Source organism: Methylorubrum thiocyanatum, from assembly GCA_014138645.1.
Taxonomy (GTDB): Bacteria; Pseudomonadota; Alphaproteobacteria; order Rhizobiales; family Beijerinckiaceae; genus Methylobacterium; species Methylobacterium thiocyanatum.
The window spans coordinates 138,447-154,453 of the sequence record JACJIB010000010.1 but is presented as its reverse complement, the minus strand read 5'-3'; the positions used below and the strand labels follow the sequence as shown (position 1 = coordinate 154,453).

The 16,007-nt window shown below is 66.5% G+C and carries 12 protein-coding genes and 1 tRNA gene; 8 read left to right on the top strand and 5 right to left on the bottom strand.

Annotation, left to right across the window (positions count from 1 at the left end; genetic code table 11):
- Positions 1-98: 98 nt before the first annotated feature.
- The 6 genes from HNR51_RS26980 (at position 99) to HNR51_RS24025 (ending at position 7,619) form a co-directional block, all read left to right on the top strand.
- A complete protein-coding gene (locus HNR51_RS26980; protein ID WP_182556611.1) occupies positions 99-458 on the top strand; it encodes a phage tail fiber domain-containing protein in 360 nt (119 codons plus the stop codon).
- Between the two features lie 141 nt (positions 459-599).
- The gene (locus HNR51_RS24045; protein ID WP_182556610.1) at positions 600-2,252 is read left to right on the top strand and encodes a hypothetical protein; all 1,653 of its coding nucleotides are present in this window, start codon (positions 600-602) and stop codon (positions 2,250-2,252) included.
- A 961-nt stretch (positions 2,253-3,213) separates the two neighbouring features.
- Positions 3,214-4,845 carry an AlbA family DNA-binding domain-containing protein gene (locus HNR51_RS24040; protein WP_182556609.1) on the top strand — a complete coding sequence of 544 codons (1,632 nt, stop codon included), beginning with the start codon at positions 3,214-3,216 and terminating at the stop codon, positions 4,843-4,845.
- A 300-nt stretch (positions 4,846-5,145) separates the two neighbouring features.
- Positions 5,146-5,478 carry a hypothetical protein gene (locus tag HNR51_RS24035; protein ID WP_182556608.1) on the top strand — a complete coding sequence of 111 codons (333 nt, stop codon included), beginning with the start codon at positions 5,146-5,148 and terminating at the stop codon, positions 5,476-5,478.
- Between the two features lie 377 nt (positions 5,479-5,855).
- Entirely contained in the window at positions 5,856-6,836 is a 981-nt protein-coding gene (locus HNR51_RS24030; protein WP_182556607.1) for a phospholipase D family protein, read from the top strand.
- A gap of 123 nt (positions 6,837-6,959) precedes the next feature.
- Positions 6,960-7,619 (top strand): SOS response-associated peptidase, encoded by a 660-nt coding sequence (locus HNR51_RS24025; RefSeq protein WP_182556606.1) that lies wholly within the window; start codon positions 6,960-6,962, stop codon positions 7,617-7,619.
- Positions 7,620-7,786: 167 nt separating this feature from the next.
- Here the strand turns inward: HNR51_RS24025 and HNR51_RS24020 are convergent.
- The 3 genes from HNR51_RS24020 to HNR51_RS24010 form a co-directional block, all read right to left on the bottom strand.
- A tRNA-Ser gene (locus HNR51_RS24020) sits at positions 7,787-7,876 on the bottom strand.
- 158 nt (positions 7,877-8,034) lie between these two features.
- Positions 8,035-9,570 carry a heme biosynthesis protein HemY gene (locus HNR51_RS24015; protein WP_182556605.1) on the bottom strand — a complete coding sequence of 512 codons (1,536 nt, stop codon included), beginning with the start codon at positions 9,568-9,570 and terminating at the stop codon, positions 8,035-8,037.
- Between the two features lie 119 nt (positions 9,571-9,689).
- Positions 9,690-11,393, bottom strand: a complete 1,704-nt coding sequence (locus HNR51_RS24010; protein ID WP_373325211.1) for a hypothetical protein — start codon at positions 11,391-11,393, stop codon at positions 9,690-9,692.
- A gap of 112 nt (positions 11,394-11,505) precedes the next feature.
- Between HNR51_RS24010 and HNR51_RS26975 the strand changes: the two genes are divergently transcribed.
- Positions 11,506-11,919: a hypothetical protein gene (locus tag HNR51_RS26975; RefSeq protein ID WP_239681545.1), complete on the top strand. Its 414-nt coding sequence runs from the start codon at positions 11,506-11,508 to the stop codon at positions 11,917-11,919.
- Between the two features lie 255 nt (positions 11,920-12,174).
- Here the strand turns inward: HNR51_RS26975 and HNR51_RS24005 are convergent, their stop codons facing one another.
- Positions 12,175-12,888, bottom strand: coding sequence for a uroporphyrinogen-III synthase (locus tag HNR51_RS24005; RefSeq protein ID WP_182556629.1), 714 nt, complete (start codon positions 12,886-12,888; stop codon positions 12,175-12,177).
- Between the two features lie 178 nt (positions 12,889-13,066).
- Between HNR51_RS24005 and tsaD the strand changes: the two genes are divergently transcribed.
- Entirely contained in the window at positions 13,067-14,110 is a 1,044-nt protein-coding gene (gene tsaD, locus HNR51_RS24000) for a tRNA (adenosine(37)-N6)-threonylcarbamoyltransferase complex transferase subunit TsaD (protein WP_182556628.1), read from the top strand.
- A 10-nt stretch (positions 14,111-14,120) separates the two neighbouring features.
- Here tsaD and HNR51_RS23995 read toward each other — a convergent pair whose 3' ends face one another.
- Entirely contained in the window at positions 14,121-15,596 is a 1,476-nt protein-coding gene (locus tag HNR51_RS23995; protein ID WP_182556603.1) for a methyl-accepting chemotaxis protein, read from the bottom strand.
- Positions 15,597-16,007 lie beyond the last annotated feature (411 nt).

Genomic DNA, 16,007 nt, shown 5'->3' with positions numbered 1-16,007 from the left:
GAGCGCTGAAACACCGGCAACACAGCAACCACAACCAATCACTCCCCCACAAAATAAAGCTCGCCTCGGCGGGCTTTTTCTCTGAACGAAGAAGAAAGATGTCGCACGCCTCCATCAAATACGCCGCTTCAGGGCGGACCTATGCCGTACCCTTCCCGTACATCAGCAAGTCTCATGTCGTGGTAACGGTGGACGAAACGCCCGTCCTCTTCTCATGGGCTTCTGAGCACACAGTTACTCTCGTTGTGCAGCCCCGGTCTGGGGCTGTGGTCGAGGTCGGGCGGATCACCCCGATTCCTTCTCGATTGGTGGACTTCGCTGACAGCTCCGTGCCGACTGAGGACAAACTCGGTCAGTCCGTCACGCAGCTCCTCTACCTCGTTCAGGAGAACGCAGACGGGGCACCTTCACCGGCCTGCGTGAGCGATCCCTCGTGCCTGTTGCCCGAGAGCGCCTAGCGGCCCCGCAAACGACCCGGCCCCCTCACCGGCTCTCGGAGATCACACTCCGGGGGCCTTTTCTTTTGCCCCATCAAGATTACGCACGGTCCCCCGTCGAGCGCCTTGAATCGCTCCGGGCCGATGCGTTCGGAACCCCAAGTGGACATCAACGCTAAATTCAACACCATCACTGCGGCGCGGGCACGCGATCTTTTGGGCGTCACTGCGCTCTTGGAGAAGAAACTCGACAAGGATCAGCTCTACCCCGTCCAAGCACTCGGCTACATCGGGGACGGCGCCAGCCACCCGCTCCGCTCCATCAAATTCTGTCAGTACCTCAACACCGATGGCTTCACGCTCGCTCAGTGGAAGACGCTCTTTCCGCGAGCCACGTCGTTAGACGATGAAATCGACCGCCACGCCATCCAGCGGTTCTTCGACCTTCGGCCCAAGGGCGGCAAGCTCAAGCTCCCGGCGGGGACCGCCCGCATCGACAAGGGGATTGTCACGGGTGGAGATCAGCACGTCGCCATCGAAGGTGAAGGCGGATACCTCACCGAAATCCACTTCTACGAGGCCAACGGCACGCTCTGGCAGCATGGCAATGCGACCACCAAGGCCAATGGCGTCTGGTTCGTGAACGACCTGATGGTGCGCCCGAAGGCAGTCTGTGCCGCCGCGTTCAATGTGTGGTTCAGCGGCAATCAGCCGGTCTACTGCCACACCATGCGCAATGTCCAGTTCTGCCCCAACGACGGGACCAACTACTTCATCAACGTCGCCATCACGCGGAAGATCGCCCGTGGCCTCGATTGGCAGAACGTCGTTGCCTTCGGGCGGCACTTCTTCCTGCTCAGTACGGACGCCTTCATCTTTCCTGGGACGGACGATGGGTCCGTGGCAGGGAACACGTACAACTTCAACAACTGCATGACCGTTGGGTACAGCTACGGTTGGACCTACGAGTATGTCGGCTTCACCTCGGACAACTCCCACTGCCACGAAGAGGGTCAGTTCTACAACGCGCAGAGCTATTCCGGCGTTGGCCTCTTCAAGGCCGTGAACGGGAACTACAACTACGCCCCCAGCGACAACTGGACCTTCACGTGCTGCGGCTGGCAGGGCACCGGCCCGGCGTTGCAGTGCCAGTACCTCGAACACGTTCGGATGCGTGACACGCTGTTGGTCAACGACAAGACCACCGATGCCGGCCGCGTGTCCTTCTTCAACTTCCTCGACTGCGCGTCCGTCATCCTCGACGCCAACGAGATTTTCTCCGTGGAGGGCACTGGGATTACGGCGATCTACGTGGGCGGGCCGAAGACGCGCAACATCAAGCTCCTCAACAACGACGTGGCCAACTACGCGTCCTGGGACCAGTACCTCTTCGTTCACGCCAACGTTCCCGTTCGGCAGGTGGAGGAGCGGAAGACAGCATTCGCCGGTACTGGCACCTACGCCCAGGGCAAGGCCAACGTCGCCACCGAGCAGATCAGCGAAACCCGCGTCGCTCAGTTGGTCTCCGGTGACACGTACGAGACATGGGACGTCAACGCCAAGGGCGACGTTACGTGGTCGAAGCGTTGCTTCGTCAGCGTGGACGTGAACGGCAACGCCACGATCTTCTTCCCGGCTGGCCTGTTCCGCTTCGTCCGCATGATCGAGGCGACGAACATGAACAACACGAATGGAGTTCATTCGTGGGTCGAGGTTGCTCAGTACAATACAGGCGGTGTGACCGTGCGCTTCGCGAATGGAGCCTACACCGCTGGCCAGGGCGCAGAAGTCGCTCTACGCGTAACAGGATGGTGAAATGAAACCGAAGGTAAGCAGGCACACATGCACGCCGTCTACCGGCCTCTCACGGAAGATGTGGGAGGCCGTTCTTTATGGGAGCGCCACGACCGCGTCGGCTAAACGCCTCGCGAGGGCCTTCGCGAAAGAAGCCGGCATCAATCCCTCCTTGAATCGGGTGTCTGACAAGTCGGGACAGAAGGGGATCGTAGAGGGTGGGTCCGAGTAGCGCGCGGCTTCACCCTCCTCATTATCGATGATTACCCGGAGGAGCCTCGAAAGGGGCTCCTCTTTTTTTTCTTTCTAGGAGAACATCTTATGTCGGGAACACGGAGTACGGCGGCGCTCACACAGGCCCGGCTAAGGGCAAAGCCGGGGCCTAAGCCCGGCTCGTCACGATCCTTACCGCCTCACGACACGATAACTGAAGGGGCCACGATAGGCGTCCTCCTCTCCAATCGACCGGATCGAGTGTGGCTCGATAGGGCTGACTATGCGCGCCTCATCACAGCCTACGGCACGAGGGCTTGGGTCTGGGTGAACACCGCCCGTTATGTCCGCGTCCGTCCTTCAGCTTCCGAGGATGTGCCCGTTGCGCGCGCCGTGCTGGAGAGCGACGGAGGTGGCTTCGTTCATTATGCGGATGGCGACAGGCTCAACCTTCGCCGTGAGAACCTCTCTATCCAGCCACAGAGGGAGCGGGGTCGTATACTGAAGCGGCCTGTGAAGGGGACGTTCGGGAAACAGATAGCGGTGCTGGGTAAGCCTCACAGCGCCAAAGGCGACGCTTGGCAGTTTCATACCTCGGCAGTCGTTGTCCAACCCGTGTTGGCGGCACCAGCCGTGAGAATTGTTGTGCCGCCCGTAAAGCGTAGGGCTGTTGCACGTTGAGCGTGATGGTTGCTGTGTCTTCTGTGTCATCGCACAGCGACCGCAAGAAACCTAATGTCACAAGGTGAACCTGGGCGAAGCAGCAACGATGACCAGTACGAAGCGCAAGCGTGAACAGAAACTCAGCCAAGAAGAGATGGGCCTCATCAAAGCACTTCTAGCAACAGGATTAAAGAACGATGAGGTCCATTTCTTCTTCAACCGAGCTGACCGCTTGATCAGTTCTGGACGAATTGCGCAGATCAGAAAGGGCTCGCTGGGAGCATCGGTTCCTCCAGCGACAAAGGCGGAGTTAGATACGTTCATTGAAGGGTGGCGAGCTAAGAATAGCTTGGGAAAGGTCTCGACAACGACCTCTCCCACAGATGCTGCGGTTATCGCCGCGTTGTTTGAGAGCGTCGAAGGCGCGTGGAAGCTCCGAATTGGCGAGACGAATCGGACAGAGTGCAAGAAAAACTTCCGCTTAAAGCCCGAAGAGCGGTTCTCTGATGCTATTCGCACGATCGCTGGATTCGCGAACAATAAGGGCGGCTATCTATTCTTCGGTGTCGATAATAAGACGATGATCGCAGATGGTTTGTCCGAGGCTTGGTTTGCTGATACTGACCCGGCAGAAATTAATAGAACCCTAATTTCAGCCTTGGACCCAGTACCCCACATCACGAAGGCTGTTGTCGACTTGGGAGGGCGAAGCGTAGGCGTTCTGCATGTTGAGCCCCACGAGCATCCGCCTGTAATGGCCGTCAAGAACGTCGGCCAGGAGATCAAGGAGGGTACAATCTACTTCCGGTACGAAGGCGAAAGCCGGCCAATCAAGCCCGGTGAACTCAGGCAGATCATCGCTCGAAGAGAGCAGCAAGCCGTTGCTGAGTTTACTCGTCGCATGAATCAAGTAGCCGTAGGCTCTGCTGCTACTATCGACCTCGAAACCGGAAAGGTGACAGGTAAAAACGGCGCGTTCGTCATTGACCGGGAATTGCTACCAAGTATCCAATTCATTAGGGAGGGTGAGTTCACTGAACTGAAAGGAGCCCCGGCCCTGAGACTTATTGGTGATGTAGAGCCCGTGTCTGAGGCTGAACGTGAGTTCGTCAAGGTGATTCGAGAGAACGTGACGCCTGATGCGGTCTTACGTAATTTCCTCTCAAGCACGCCTGTAGAAGACCCCTTGCAGTACATCCATGCACAGGCTCACTTTCAGCGGAAGTGGTTGCCGATTTGGTACTATGTCAGTGCTAGCAAAGCCCCATTGTCGGAATTGATTGCGGAGCTCAAGGCGCGGGTCGCTTCGCGTCCGTCCAGTCTTGATGCTGTGGTCAGGCGACTGAGGCAGACGGAAACGGCTCATCGGATGCACTCAGGCCAACCAAACGCAATTCGCGACGCTCTCGTTGCTGGGCAAATTCCCGACACGGTCACAGCTTCAACCGTCATGCACATCGCGAACGGCGTCATGAGCCTCAGTGAGAAAGTGGCTGACATGGACAAGCTCAAAGAGCTGATGCTGGCATGTCTTGCCCTCTCTAATGGCGAAGATGGGCCCTCGCGAGCACGCCGTAGCACCATCTATCGTGCGGCCTGTCGTCTAGACGAACTTCTCCACGCCCCCGTCAAAATGCCAGCGTTCCTACTGAACGCCTCCAGGCCCGCTAGGGCTCTCCCTTCGGAGTCCAGCTTACAGATGTCGGCACCTCCTGCGGTTAAACCTGCCAAGGATTGACTGAACCATCTTCGCTGCTACGTGTTCCCTCTTCGTTCTAATCGGGAGACACGAAGGGTATGCGCCAAGACGCTCTGCCGAACGCGCCGTCGCCTGCCCCTCGTAGCGGCCCCGTCGAGGACATCGCACGGGCCTACCTCGTGACCGCTCACGGTGACGCTGAGGCCGCTCTCCACGCTGCAATCGCGGATGCCCTTGCCGACCTCTGCGAAGCCGAACGCCGCACGTTACGCCAGGACAGGCTCATCTCCCGTGGCTACGTGCGGGCGGCCCTTCACGGGACCGTGCGGTAGCAGCGCCATGCGCCCGCCCATCCGGCCTGACATCCCCTGCCTCGCGGCCTATCCCTACGTCGTCGTCCGCGTGGCCTGCCCTCATTGTCCGAACCGCACAGGGAGCTACCGGCTCGCGAGGCTGGCCGCACGGCTGGGCCCTGAGACGCCGTTGGAGGACGTGCTTCGGCGCATCGCCTTCGACTGCCCGTGGCTCGATGAGCGACACCCCAGGGCAAAGAGCCAGTACGTGCCGAAGTGCAAGGCCCACTTCCCCGACCTCGAAGCCGCCAGCCCACAGCCCCCGGACATGCCGCCTGGGCTGATGAAGCTCCGCGTTGTCCAGGGAGGGAAGGCGTAGCCGTGTCGAAAGAACCGCCGCCCTCAGACCGCCTTCCGTTTAGTCGTCGTCCGACGCCGCCGTCTCCGCTTCGGCTTGCTCAGGCCGCCTGTAGCAGGCTTCAGCATCTCCGTAAGCGCCGCACGTTGCTGGCGACGCATCGCGTTGGCCGCGTGGCCTCACCACCGCCCGAGCGTCCCGTTGACGGACGTAAGCCATAGGCTGAGCGCGGGGTTCTTCATGGCGCGACCTCCGAGGGGGCACGGCCTTGCGGAGATCGGCCCGCAGGACTGGCATGAGACCAAAACTGGGCACCCATGCCTCGCAGGCGGGTTATTCCGGCACCATGCGAACCGCTCTCACCTGCGGCGAGCTGAGTTCAGGATGGGGTGCGGTTAATGGCGAGGTTCTTGGTTGGCGAGGAGTTGAGCGACGAAATCCGTAAGGTGCTGTTGGAGCCGGACGTTCGATGCGCAGTCGCATTCTGGGGAAAGGGGTCAAAGGCACTCGTTACCGGCACAGGAGCGAGAATCATCTGCAACCTCCGAATGGGCGGTACTAATCCACACGCACTCCAAGAAGTGAAGGCGACGATCCGCAAGCGCGACGACCTCCACGCAAAGGTTTACATCGGTGCTAAAGCGGCCATTGTGGCTTCTGCGAACGTTTCATCGAATGGGCTGGGACTGCAAGGGGTCGAGCAGGCCGGCTGGATCGAGGCCGGGGTGATCGTTGAGGACATAGCCGCCCTCTCCGATTGGTTCGACAAACTGTGGTTGGACAGCGATCAGATCGGCCCCGCTGATTGGAAGGCTGCGGAGGAGGCTTGGCGGGCGCGTACGAAGCCTACCGTTGTTTCATTCGCCTACTTCGACGCGGAAGCCTCGGACCTTCCGCTCCTTAACTGGTTGCGCTGGGTGAATTGGAACACCAATCGCGATGCCATTGCAGAGAAGTTCGGCGCCGTAACCGAAGGCCTTGTCCGTCAGGTTGATGGAGGCTTGGAACTTGAACATCCAGCAGACGAAGCGGTGCTGGTTGGACGGTGGGTGCTCTGCTGGGATCGAGGCAAGAAAGCCTCAGCGCTCATGAAGGGGCGGCCCTGGTGGGTGCGCCTTGGGTCAACGGTACTGAGGGGTGCCTTCAGTCTCGATGGAGAAGATCATAAACGTGATGTCGTGATGGCCGTGGAGAAAATGCCCCCGGTGCCCTTCGATCCAACCGAGGAGCGGTTCCTGGCAGCTTTTCGTGCAGTCCTAGTGCGCCCGCAGTACGCTGCTCTGCTGGAAGAGGACTACGAAGCTCCCTGGTTCAAGCCCCGGCAGGAAATCATCGCCTCGGCTTGGAGGGACATCAAGGCAGAGTATCTGCGCAGCTAAATGGCTGATGGCGCTGTCTGGATCAGGCCGGCTTTCCTGCCTGAGTTTGCATCAGCCGAATGTCTCCAATGGGCTGGGGGCAGTGATACCAGTCGCTAGGCTCTTGCCCGTTAGGCTGCCTCCATGTGCAACCTCTACAGCCTCCACCGTCCCCAGGATGAGATACGGCGCTGGTTCGACGTAAGTCGCGATAGCGCCGGCAACCTGCCTCCCATGCCCGGCATCTTCCCTGATCAGATGGCCCCCGTGGTCCTGGCCAGTAAGGAGGGCCGTGAGCTGACGATAATGCGGTGGGGCATCCCAGGGCCGAAGGCTTACGGGGAGCAACCCGTCACCAACGTCCGCAACGTGAAGAGCCCGCATTGGCGCCCGTGGCTCAAGCCTGAGTTCCGCTGCCTCGTGCCCGCGTCATCGTTCAGCGAGTATGCCGACACAAAGCCCCGCAAGACGCCCGTCTGGTTCGCCCTGGACGATGACCGCCCGCTGTTCGCCTTCGCGGGCATCTGGCGCCCCTGGACGGGCGTGAGGGGAACCAAGAAGGAGAACCCTGACAGGGTCGAGGAGGAGCACCGGCTGTTCTCATTCCTCACGACAGAGGCCAACGGCGTGGTCGGACCCGTGCATCCGAAGGCGATGCCCGTGCTGCTCACCACGAAGGAGGAGTGCGGCGCGTGGCTTGAGGCGCCCACGGAGGAGGCGCTGAGGCTGCAACGTCCGCTGCCTGATGGGCTCATGAAGGAGGTGGCGCGTGGCGAGCGTCACGATGGGAGAGCCCAGAATTGAACCATGAAGAGGGGCGGCGCTGGCCATGCTCGATCGATGCAAGCACATCCCTGCGGCGTTTGAACGCAGACGATGGGGGACGCTTTGGGGACAGTTATGGGGGACATCTTCGCCCTGGCGTCACCCAAGTGTCTGTGATTGCTGATAAATTCAGAACGTACTGAAAGTGGCGGAGGGAGCGGGATTCGAACCCGCGATACCGTTTCCGGTATACACACTTTCCAGGCGTGCGCCTTCAACCACTCGGCCACCCCTCCGGAACCGGCCGGGGACCATGCGGGCGCGGGGCGCGGGCGGTGGTCACTTGCGGCAGGTGGCGGGTCTGTAGCCGGGGTGTCGGCGTCTGGCAAGGCAGAGAATGCCACAGAACGTGGGTTATGCGCCGCCCGGCCGACAGACCGGGCGGCGCAGGGCCTCAGGCGATGCGGCGGGCGCGGTCCGCGGCCGTCGTCTGCGTGGCTGCCGGGGAGCCGGCGGGCGCGTTGACCGGGGCGGGCGACGGCGGGGCCGACGGCGTCCCGGCGCCCGTCTGGAGGAAGCCCGGCGTGGAGGGGGCCGGGCTGTCGGTGGTGATGGGGGCCGGGCCCGGCGAGGCCGGGATGGCGGCCGGAGCCGTGGGTTCGGGCGAGGCCGGAACGGAGGTGTCGTCGTCCTCGGGGCCGGCGAGGATCTCCGGCGGCGTCTTCCACACGAAAGCGTCGAGACGGCCGGTGACCGGTGAGACCGGCGCCCAGCGCTCGGAGACCACGCCGTCGGCGACCCAGGCCGGATCGCGCGGGGCGCGGGCCGCGCGGGCGAGCCACTCGCGGGAGCGCCCACTGTCGGCCCCGTGCTCCGCGGCCTCGAGCCGCGCCATCATCCGGCAGACGCGGGCCGTCGGCCGGTCGTCGACCAGCGGCGCCAGGACCTCGCGGGCACGGGCGAAATCCTTCGCCTCGCTCGCGGCCTGGGCGATCACGAGGCGCGATTCCGGATCCCAGGACGACAGCTTGGCCAGGGTCTCTGCGCGCGCCAGCCGGTCGCGGGCGGAATCGCCCGTGCGCAGGTTGAGGTAGACCTTTCCGAGTTCCGGATGCGGCGTCGCCTTCCAGGCCGCCTCGATGATCTTGGCGGCCTTGCGCAAGTCGTTGCGGCGAGCGAGCAGCCGGCCCGCGATCACCGCCGCGGGCACGAGATCGGGGGCGAGCTTGACCGCCTTCAGCGCCTGCTCCGTGGCGGTCTCGGGCTCGCCGGCTTCGTGGCGCTGCGCCGCGGCGGTGAGCAGCACCGCGCGCTGGCGGCGGGCGGCATGCTTGTCCATCAGGCCGAGCGCGGCGCGGCGCTCCACCGTCTCGGTGGCGGCCGACCATTCGCCATCGGCGCACTGCGCCTCCAGCACCGCCTCGTTCGCCCAGGTGACACTCGGCGCGAGCCGGGCGGCCTCGGCGGCGTAGGCGCGCGCGGCCCCCTCGTCCTCGCGGCGGCGGGCCTCCACGAACAGCCCGCGCAGACCCAGCACCCGGGTCTCGGGATCGTCCGCCATGCGCTTGAACGCCTGCTCGGCCGCGTCCCGGTCACCGGAGATCTGGGCCGCCTGGGCCTTGAGGAGAAGCGTCAGCGGCTGGCTGCCGAGCAGGCGCTCGGCATCGCCCGCATGGCGGCGGGCGGCGAGCGGATCGCCGGAGCCGACCGCGATCATGCCGCGCGAGAGCGAGGCGAGGCCCTTGTTGCGGCGCCGCTCGCGGGTCGAACGGCTGATGCTGGCCGGCAGGCCGATCACGCCCGTCACGATCGCCCAGATGAGGCCGAGGATGATCGCCGCCACCAGCACGCCGGTCAGCGCGATGGCGAGGCTCGTGCCGATCTCGTAGCCGTTCCAGACGACGGTCACGGTGCCCGGATGGTCGGCGATCCATACCGCGCCGTAGGCGGCGACGGCCAGGAGGGCCAGGAAGACGAGGGCGCGCCACATGGGTCAGGGCCTCCTTGGGAGCACGGGGAGCGGGCGCACGCGGCCCGGGCAGAGTGGAAGGGGGGAACGCCGCGCGGGGCGCGGCCGGTTCATCGTCATCGGTCGCCGCATCCGGCCGGTCAGCGCGCGGGCGGCAGGCCGGTGAAGGCGTCGGCGAGCAGCGCTTGCGCCGCCCGGCCCGCCTCGGCGCGCGCCGCGAGCCGGGCGCCGAAATCGCCGCCCTGCGCCCGCGCCTCCTCGGGGAGGGCGGCGTAGGCCTTGGCCGCCTCGGCGAGATCGCCGCGGTCGAGCGCCGCCTGAACCTGCGCGGTCGAGCCGTCGCCGCCCGCGGCCGGTGCCGTGCCGCCCGAGGCGGGGGCATCCGTCCGCTTCACCTGCACCAGGGAGCTGGCCATGTTCATCAGACGGTCGCTCACGCTGCCGGTCTCGGCCACGGACTTGGCCTGGGCCGCACGCCGGGCCTCGGCGATCTTCTCCGAGATCCGGCGGAACTCCGCCGCGAGGCTGGCCGGCTTCGGCGCGCCCTTCTCGGCGAAGGGGGCGAGGGCCTCGAGCCGCTTCGAATCCGCCGGTTCGAGGGTGCGCAGGCTGGCCAGGGCATCCGGGTAGGGCTGGCCCGCCTCCAGTGCCGAGGCGATCCGGTCGGCCGCGACGATGCGCAGGGCCGACTGCACCGTGCTCTGCTTGGCGCTCTGATCGACCGCCTTGTCCAGACTTGCGATCCGATCCGACTGTTCCTGAAGCTTGTCCTGGAGCCTGCGCTCTAAGCCCCGCACGGCCTCGTCGGCGCGGGTCTGGGCGGCGTCGGCGGCCTGCCGGCCCGCCTGCGTCGCCTCCTGCGCGGCCTGGGACGCCGCGGTGATCCGGCCCTCCAGAGCCTTCTGCAACTCGTCCACGCGCTTGCCGAGGGCCGCCTCGGCCGCCTCGTCGGCCTTGGTGCGGGACGCGACCTCGCCCTGCAGCGCCGCGATCTTGTCCGCGAGATCGGACGACGTGTCCTTGACGCCGTTGGCTTCGAGCGCCTTGATCCTCTGGTCGAGGGCGCCGAGCGCGGCCGGGTCGAGCGTCGGCGCGGTCTTCACCTCCGCCGTGCCGTCCCGGCCCGGCTCCTCCTGCAGCGCCGAGACGCGCTGATCGAGGGCGTCGAGACGCGCCGCGAGATCGGCGGGGACGGACGGCGCGGGCGCCGAGCCATCGGCGGCGGGCGTGGCCCCCGCTTTCTGGAGCGCTTCGCCGGCGCGGTCGTTGGCCGCCTTCGCCGCGGCCTCGGCCCGGGCAATCGCGTCGGGCAGGGGCTTGAGCGCCTGCTCGTTGGCGGCGAGGCGCTTGTCGAGGGAGGCCACGGCGTCCTTCGTGGCTAGGCCGGCGATCGATGTGTCGAGGGCGGCCAGCCGCGGGTCGGCGCCGCGCTGGTAGGTGGTGACCCCGTAGAGCAGGCCCGCGCCGATCAGGCCGCCGAGCAAGCCGGAGGCGGCCACGGTGCCGAAGCCCGCACCGCCGCGGGCCGGTGCCGGCCTCACGGTTTCCTTGGACGGGTCCTTCGAAGCGTCCTTCGGGGCATCCTTCGAGGCGTCCTTGGCCGAAGCGGAGGCGCCCGGCGCGTTCTTGCCAGTGTCCTTGCCGGCGTCCTTGCCCGCCTCGGCCGGGTCGGAAAGGCGCTTGGCCTTCAGATCGAGGATCGGGCCGTCGGTCAGCGAAGCGGCTTCCGTCACCCGCGTGGCACCCGACGCCGCTCCCGGCTTGGCGCCCGCGGCCGGATCCGGCTTGGCGCCCGCGGCCGTGTCCGGCTTGGCGCTTCCGGAGGCCGGCGCTTCCGGCCTCACCGCGCTGCTTCCGGTGGCGCCGGGTTTGGCGGGCGCTTCCGGCTTGGCATCGGCGGGTTTGGCATCGGCGGATTGGGCGCCGCCGGTGCTCGGCGGGACGGCGCTGCTGCCGGTGGCGCCCGGCTTCAACGGGGCTGTCCCTCCCGGCGTGCCGGCGGCGGCAGCCGGTGAGCCGGATCCCGTGGACGGCCTTCCGGTCTCTGCGGGTTTACCCGACGGCGATCCTGCGGTGGCGGATGCGGCGCTCGAAGGCGGCACGGCGCTGCTGCCCGTGGCGCCCGGCTTGGTCGAAGCGTCAGGTTTGGCCGAGACGTCGGATTTGGTGTCCTGCGGACGCGACGCGGTTCCCGGCGCGCTGCTGCCGGACAGCGCGCTGCTGCCGGTCGGCCCCGGCTTGGCCGGCTCGGTGCGGGATGGTTCGGAGGCGGCCGGCCCGGACTTGACAGGATCGACCTTCGTGGCGGAGGCGGCCGCAGACGGCTCGGGGGGCTTGCCCGCCGCTTTGGCGTCGGCGGGCCGGGACTGATCCTTCGTCAGGTCCCTGGCCGGCTCCTTGCCCTGCTCCGGCGACTTGCCTTGCTCGGGAGACTTGGCACCGTCCCTGGGGCCGTCCTTGGGTGAAGTCACGGGCGTTCGCTCCATTCAGCCGCCGCACGGCGCGGTCTGCTCCCATAGAAGAGCGAACCGGCGCCGTCATCCATCGGAACCGCTTCCAGGCTCCTTCTCCGACGCTTCGGCCTGCTCCTGCCTCCGATCGGCCCGTGAGGGGCGACGGGGGCGTTCAGTCCGAAGCCGCGAGACCGGCGAGGAGAGCCTCCTCGCTCGGCCGCGCCGCCACAAAATGGGCCGCAACGCCGAGCTCGACCAGTCCCGCGGCGACGTCCGCGGACAGGCAGTAATGCGCCAGCGCCCGAAACGCTCCGCTCAGTCCCGCCTCACGGCACAAATGCGCGGCGATTTCGGCGCTGCGCCGGGAGAAGTGCAAGGCTGCCGTGAGGGGTGGGGCGCCATCCCGATCGCGGAGCGCCCGCGCCGCCGCCTCGGGCAGGGCCGTCTCGGCCAGGGCGGCGTAGGCGGTCCAGGTCGTGACGCGGTAACCCTCGGCCGTGAGACGCGCCGCGGGCTCCGCCTTGCGGTCCTCGCCCGCGGCGTGGAGGAGGGCCCCCCCCGGCCGCACATGCGCCGCGACGAGCCGGGCCAGGTCGGCGGCATCCCCGTCGGCGCAGAGGACCGGGTGAAGGCCGGCCCGCGCCGCCCGCTCCGCCGTGCGGGCACCGACGGCGAAGACCGGTGCGGCGGGAAGGCCCGCGCCGGCGAGCGGCGCGGCGGCGTTAGCACTTGTGAGGATCAGCCCGTCGAACCGGCCGGCGGGCGGCGGCCCGTCGCTCGGCGCGATCCGCAGCACGGGTGCCACGAGCGCCGTGTGGCCGCGTTCGGCCAGCCGCCGCGCCGTGCGTCCCGCGCCCGGCTCGGGCCGCGACACCCAGATCCGCATGCCCTCGTTCCCCATCCCGCTGTCCACAGGCGCCGCCGGCCGGAGGCGTCACCTGTATCCCTCGGCGGTTTCGTCGTAGACCTGTCCCCGCGAGCGGCCCACCTGAGCTTTCGCGTGACATGGAGTAGGCGGGCCGGCCCCCGGCGCGCAACGGTGCTTGGACATCAGCGTGATCCCCATGAAGATCCTCGGCATCGAGACCACCTGCGACGAGACCGCCGCCGCCGTCGTGACCCTCGGCGATGAGGAGCGCGGCCGGATTCTGTCCAACGAGGTGCTGAGCCAGATCGCTGAACACGCGGCCTATGGCGGCGTCGTGCCCGAGATCGCCGCCCGCGCCCATGTCGAGGTGCTCGACCGGCTGATCGCCCGGGCGCTCCAGCGGGCGGGAACGACGCTGCCGGAGATCGACGGCATCGCGGTTGCCGCCGGGCCGGGCCTGATCGGCGGCGTGCTGATCGGCCTCGTCACGGCCAAGACCCTGGCCCTCGTCGCCCGCAAGCCGCTCCTCGCGGTCAACCATCTGGAGGCGCACGCGCTGACGCCGCGGCTCACCGACGGGCTCGCCTTCCCCTACCTGCTGCTGCTCGCCTCCGGCGGGCATACGCAGCTCGTCGCCGTGAAGGGCGTGGGCGATTACGTCCGCCTCGGCACCACCATCGACGACGCCATCGGCGAGGCGTTCGACAAGGTCGCCAAGCTCCTGGGGCTCGGCTATCCCGGCGGGCCCGAGGTGGAGCGGCAGGCGCAGAACGGCAATCCGGAGCGGTTCGCGCTGCCCCGGCCGATGCTCGGGCGGCGGCAGGCGGATTTCTCGCTGTCGGGCCTCAAGACGGCCCTGCGCATCGAGGCCGAGCGGCTCGAACCCCTGGCCTCGCAGGACGTGGCCGACCTGTGCGCGAGCTTTCAGGCGGCGGTGGTGGACGTGGTGGTGGACCGCGTGCGCGTGGCCCTGCGGGCCTTCGCGGGCGTCGCCGGGCATCCGACGGCCCTGGTCGCGGCGGGCGGCGTGGCCGCTAACGGGGCGATCCGCCGGGCTCTGGCCGCGCAGGCGGGGGAGGTGGGCCTGAGCTTCGTCGCGCCGCCGCTGCCGCTCTGCGGCGACAACGGCGCGATGATCGCCTGGGCGGGGCTGGAGCGCCTGCGCCTCGGCCTCGTCGACGACCTTACCGTGCCGGCGCGCGCCCGGTGGCCCTTCGCCGAGGCCGCCCCGGCCGCCTGAGCGCCCGACGTCAGGCCATCGCCCGCGCGGCGGCGGTCACCTTCTGCACGGAGAGATCGACCTCGTTCGCCGCGTGGGCGATGCCGTCGGCGTTGCGGCGGACGGCGTCCACGCTGCGCGCGGCGGTCTGCATGTTGGAGGCGATCTCCTGCGTGACCGCGGCCTGCTCGGTGACGGCGGAGGAGACGCTCATCGAGATCTCGCTCAGATCCGTGATGGTCGAGACGATGGCACGGATCGCCTCGACGGCCCGCGCCGAGGAATCCTGCACCGCGGCAATCTGCTGGCCGATATCTTCGGTGGCGCGCGAGGATTGGCTCGCCAGCGCCTTCACTTCGGTGGCGACCACGGCGAAGCCGCGCCCGGCCGCGCCGGCGCGGGCCGCCTCGATGGTGGCGTTCAGCGCCAGCAGATTGGTCTGATCGGCGATCGAACGGATCACGGAGACGACCTCGCCGATGCGCTCGGCGGTGGCGGTCAGGCCGCTCACGATCCCGCCCGCCTCCTCGGCGCGGGTCACCGCGGCGTCGGCGGCGGTCTTGGCCTGCGAGGCGTGGCGGCTCAGCTCCGAGATCGAGGCCGCGAATTCCTCGGCCCCGGCGGCGACCGACTGGACGTTGTCGGAGGTGGCGGCGACCGCGGTCGCCGTCTCGCTGGCCTGACGGCTGACATCCGACATCGCTCCGGTGATGGAGCCGAGATCGGCCTGGATGACGCGCTGTCCGTCGGCGCGGCGGAGGCGGTCGGCCACGGCCTGCGTGACGTCGCTGGCGAACTTCACCACCGCACAGGGCCGCCCCTCGGAGTCGAGGACCGGATTGTAGGTGCCGTAGATCCAGATCGACCGTCCGCCCTTGGCGAGCCGCCGGAACTCGCCGGCCTGATAGGTGCCCTTGGCCAGCGCCTTCCAGAAATCGGCATAGGCGGCGCTCCCGGCCTCCTCCGGATCGACGAACAGGCTGTGATGCCGGCCGCGGATCTCGTCGAGTTCGTACCCCACCGTGTCGAGGAAATTGCGGTTGGCGTCGGTGATCGTGCCGTCGAGGTCGAAATGGATGACCGCCTGCGAACGGTTGATCGCCGTGATCTGGCCCTCATAGCCCGCGTTGCGGCGGGTCTGGGCCGAGATGTCGGTGGCGAACTTCACGACCTTGTAGGGGCGCCCGCGCCGGTCGAGGATCGGATTGTAGGACGCCTGGATCCAGACCGACCGGCCCGCCTTGTCGATGCGTCGGAACTCCCGGGCCTGGAATTCGCCGCGGCGCAGGGCCTCCCAAAAGGCCTTGTATTCCGGACTCTCACGCTGCTCCGGCGGCATGAACAGGGCGTGCGGGCGGCCGCGCACCTCCTCGAGGGTATAACCCAGCAGGTTCAGGAAGTTGGCGTTCGCGTGCAGGACAGTGCCGTCCATCGCGAACTCGATGCGCCCTTGTGCGCGATCGACGGCGGCAAGAATGGAATCCTGCTCGGAATGGAAGATCGCCAAGGTTCGAATGTCCGGAAATCATGCGTTTCGGTGGAAGCACTTTTCCCTTATGTTCCTAAGCAACCGTTAATCTGGGGATGCAGCATCAGTATTTTGGCTTCAAAAACCTGTGTTCCGATGAAATGTAGGATTGGTAAGTGGTGAATTTGCAGGGAATAAATCTCGATTGACTAAAAATTGCGCAGACGAAAACATAATTCTGTGCAGTCGAAGCTCACGATCATATGATATTTTGCCGCGAACATTGTATTCACGCATTGAGCGAGCGAAATTGCCTATTTTGCCCAAGGTTGTGGGGATAAAGCCTTTTGGTGTCAAATAGTGCCGGAAACTGCGGCGGCAGGTCGATGCCGTGAGGCGCTGGACCGAGAAGCCGCCATTGCCGAATTCGTCAAGCGCCCGCGGTGCGGC